The following is a 4,261-nucleotide window of genomic DNA, read 5'->3' as shown; positions in this document are numbered from 1 at the left end:
CGATCTAAGTTTTTGTATAATATTTTGAAGTTCTCTAATATTTCCAGGAAAGTGATAATGAGAAATTAACTTTATAGCATCCTTTGTTATAATCTTATTTATGTTAAATTCAAAGCAGTATTTATTAAAATAATATTTAATTAGTTCAATAAGATTTTCCTTTCTATCTCTAAGAGGAGGAATTTTTAATTGAATAACATTTAATCTGTAGTAAAGATCTTCTCTAAATGTTTTTTCTTCTACTTTCTTTAATAAATCACAGTTTGTGGCAGAGATTATTCTAATATCTACTTTTTTCTCTTTGATACCTCCCACAGGAGTGAAAGTTTTTTCTTGAATTAATTGAAGAAACTTTGCTTGAAGGCTTGGAGGAATCTCTCCAATTTCATCTAAAAATAAAGTTCCGCCATGAGCTAGTTCTACAAGACCAGCCTTTCCTTTAGTAGAAGCACCTGTGAAAGCACCTGGTGCATACCCAAACAACTCAGACTCAAGAAGTTCTGCTGAAATAGTTGCACAGTTAATGGTTATAAATGGATTATTATTTCTTCTACTATTTTTATGTATATATCTAGCTAATGAAGTTTTTCCAGTACCTGATTCACCAAGAAGTAATACTATAACATTAGTTTTTGAAATTTGATTGATTGTATTCAGTATAGGTCTCATAACACTTCCTGTAAGAATAATATCAGTTTCTATTTTAAGTGTGGTTCTATATATATTTTCAATTTCATTTTTATATTTATTAACTTCATTTTGTGTATCTGATAATTTGTTTTTAATTTGATTAAGTTCTGTAATATCTCTTGTATTTTCAACTATAAACTCGATTTCACCATTATCATCAAATATGGGAGTAGCAGTTAGCACAAGTTTTTTCCCTGTATTAGTAAACTGTTCCATAGAACTAGTTTTCTTTGTGATTAAAACTTGAGGTATAGCTCCAACGGTAGAATACCCATTCTCGGATAAAAGCTTAACATTTTTACCAAGCATTTCTTCTTTTTTAATACCATAGTTTTTTTCAAATGCTTTATTACAATAAATTAAATTACCATTATTGTCAGCAACGCAAATCTCATCATGGGATGCATCCATGACCTTTCTATAAAATTCTTCTCCAAATTTCAAGGATATACCCCTTTCATAAGTCATTTTTAACTTAAAAAAATATTAAATACAACTTATAATACAAATAAGTCATAAACAACTTAATTATATTGGAATAATAAGTTAAAATCAACTTATATTGTTAAATTACTTATATTCAATAATTATTGTAGAAAGATAATAAGGAGAAATGGCTAAATTTCAATTATTTTACAGTCATTGAAATATAAAATAAAAACTTAAGTTCTGGCATGATACTTGCTATAATAGAGGTCGGAGTTAAAAATAGAGAGTCAAGCTTCAGGTGGAGGGAAAGAAAGATGGGTTATTTATACATATTACTAGCAGGTTTGTTTTGGTCCAGTATAGGGTTATTTACAACAAACTTAAGTAATGCAGGATTATCAACAGAAGAAATAAGTTTTTTAAGGCTTTCAATGGGGTGTATTATATTAGTTATATACGCAATTATAAAAAATCCAAGTTTATTAAAAATATCAAAAAAAGGATTAATTTATTCAATAATTATAGGAATACTTTGCCAAGGGTTATTTAATTACTGTTATGTAAATTCAATAAAAAGTTCAGGAAGTGCAGTAGCAGCTGTGTTACTTTATACTTCGCCAATATTTATTACAATTTTTTCGGGAATAATATATAAAGAGAAAATTAATAAAATGAAGCTATTATCTTTAACTATATGTGTAGTGGCAGCCATACTTGCTGTTACTGGAGGTAGTTTAGATTTAGAAAATATAAGTACAGTTGGAATTATAAGTGGAATAATGGCAGCAATTCTTTATTCGTTGATGCCTATAATAAGCAAAAATATACTAGATGAAGTAAACAATTTAACTATGATGATTTATTCATTTTTAACAGGTGCATTAATTCTTGTAAGTAAGGTGAACTTTGTTAGGGTGGGAGTTAGTATAGGAGATATGCCTGTAGTTTTAAATATAGTAGGATTTGGACTATTTTCAGGGGCTCTTGCTTATATTTGTTATACAAGTGGCGTGAAAAGTGGAATTGAGCTTTCAGTTGCCGGTGTAATAGCATCAATAGAATTAGTATTTGCACAAATAATTGGGTGGATAATCATGGGAGAGCTTTTTAATATTGTAAAAATAATTGGAGTATGTTTGATGATGGTATCTGCAATAGTAGCCCTTAAAAGTGTCACTAAAATACCAGTTGCAGACGAAGAAAATCTTGATTTAGACCTTAGAAAGGTTGCAAATCAAGTATAATATTGCCCTTTAAAATTTATAATTATAAATTATAAAAAAGTCCTTGATAAATAATTTTATCGAGGACTTTTTTTATGTGAAAATTTATTATTTTGAAGATAAGTATTTTATACCTTGACAAGAGTTTCTTGATTTTAGAGTATCATCAATAGCATTTAGTACTTCCCATTTTTTCAGAGACCAAAGAGGTCCTACTAAATCTTCTTTTTTTCCATCACCAGTAAGTCTATGGATTATCATTTCTGGAGGAAGGATTTCTATTTGATCACAAACTAAATTTACATATTCTTCTTGTGTCATTAAAGTCATCATATTTTTTTCTAGCATTCTTGCCATTGGAGTATCTTTTATAACATGAAGTAAATGAATTTTTATTCCATGAACATTTAAATCAGCTACTGCTTTAGCTGTTTCCATCATCATATTATAATCTTCACCAGGAAGCCCATTTATAATATGAACTACAATTTTTATATTCTTAGCTTTTAACTTTTCTACACCTTCTAAGAATGTTTTATAATCATGGCCTCTATTTATAATTTTGGAAGTGGAGTCATGGATAGTTTGAAGACCTAACTCTACCCATAGATTAGTTCTTTTATTTAATTCGCTTAAATATTCCACAACATCGTCTTCTAAGCAGTCTGGGCGCGTAGAAATAGAAAGTCCTACCACATCTTCTTGCTCTAATATAGTTTCATATTTTTCTTTTAAAACTTCCAAAGGTGCATAAGTATTTGTATAAGCTTGGAAATATCCAATATATTTTGCATTTGGCCATTTTTTAAGCATCATTTCTTTGATTTCTTTAAATTGTTTTATTAAATCATCTTTTGGATTACCAGCAAAATCTCCGGAACCTTCTTTGGAGCAATAAGTACATCCCCCATAAGCAACTTTTCCATCTATATTTGGACAAGTGAATCCTGCATTTATTGAAACCTTAAATACCTTTTCACCAAATGTATTTCTAAGATAGTAATTCCAAGTATGATATCTTTTATTATCATCAAAAGCATATTTGAACTTTGTCATTTTATCACCTTTTTCTTATGATTTATACCTAGTTATATTAACATAAATTTTTATTATATACAAATTTCTATAAAATAATTGATTACGAAAATGAAATATTTTTAAATGAATAAAGTCTAACTTTATTAATACAATTTATTAATGATGAAATCAAAGGGGGGATATTATGGAGAGAAACGATGATAATAACGACATCATAAGAAAGGCTCGTCAAAAGGCGAAGGCTGAACAGAAGAAAGAATCTAAAGAAAAATTAACAGAAGAAGAAAAAGACGACGTGGTAAAGGCAGATAATGCAGATAATAAAGAAGAGATTGGTGAAAAAAAAGAAGAGGAAAAAGTTGAAGTTATTAAAGAAGAAAATGAGGATAAAGAAATAATAACACAAAAGGATGTTTTTAATGATAAAGAAGATGTAAATAGTAAAGAATTAGATAATAATAAAGAAGAAATAATAGAAGAAAAAGAAGAGAAAAATAAAAAAAGTAGTAAAAAACAAAAGAAAATTTATATTGGAATTATATGCTTTTTTTTGTTAATTGGAATAATGTATTTTGGTGCAAAAAGGTACGATAACTTAGTTTATCCAGATATAACTTTGTATGAAGAAGATGTATCTAGATTAGATAAAAATGAGTTAGATGAAAAGATAAATGCCATAGTAGATAATATAAATAATAATAAAATAATTGTAAAAGTAGATGATAAAGAATATGAGGTTTTAGTATCAGATATAATAGAAGAGTTGGATGTAAAAAAAGTTGAAAATGAAATAATGAGTTATGGTAAGGATAAAACTTTTCTAGAACAATTTGGTTTAATATATTTAAGTGTGGGAAGAAATTATAATTTTAATATAAAAA

The 4,261-nt window shown here is 27.5% G+C and carries 4 protein-coding genes; 2 read left to right on the top strand and 2 right to left on the bottom strand.

All coding sequences use genetic code 11. The annotated features are described in order from the left end of the window. Positions 1 to 1,134 (bottom strand): sigma-54 interaction domain-containing protein (locus NSA58_RS16775; RefSeq protein WP_257560715.1); only part of this gene is annotated, 1,134 nt, incomplete at its 3' end. 299 nt (positions 1,135 to 1,433) lie between these two features. Between NSA58_RS16775 and NSA58_RS16770 the strand changes: the two genes are divergently transcribed. Beyond that, positions 1,434 to 2,363: a DMT family transporter gene (locus NSA58_RS16770; RefSeq protein ID WP_039680931.1), complete on the top strand. Its 930-nt coding sequence runs from the start codon at positions 1,434 to 1,436 to the stop codon at positions 2,361 to 2,363. 87 nt (positions 2,364 to 2,450) lie between these two features. On the opposite strand, the gene NSA58_RS16765 is transcribed toward NSA58_RS16770, so the two are convergent. Next, positions 2,451 to 3,398, bottom strand: coding sequence for a TIGR01212 family radical SAM protein (locus NSA58_RS16765; protein WP_039680932.1), 948 nt, complete (start codon positions 3,396 to 3,398; stop codon positions 2,451 to 2,453). A 166-nt stretch (positions 3,399 to 3,564) separates the two neighbouring features. On the opposite strand from NSA58_RS16765, the gene NSA58_RS16760 reads away from it, so the two are divergent. Then, the coding region (locus NSA58_RS16760) for a hypothetical protein (RefSeq protein WP_257560714.1) at positions 3,565 to 4,261 on the top strand (697 nt) is incomplete at its 3' end.

The sequence above is a fragment of the Terrisporobacter muris genome, assembly GCF_024621905.1.
In the GTDB taxonomy this organism is placed as follows: domain Bacteria; phylum Bacillota; class Clostridia; order Peptostreptococcales; family Peptostreptococcaceae; genus Terrisporobacter; species Terrisporobacter muris.
This window is presented reverse-complemented; position numbering and strand designations above follow the sequence as displayed.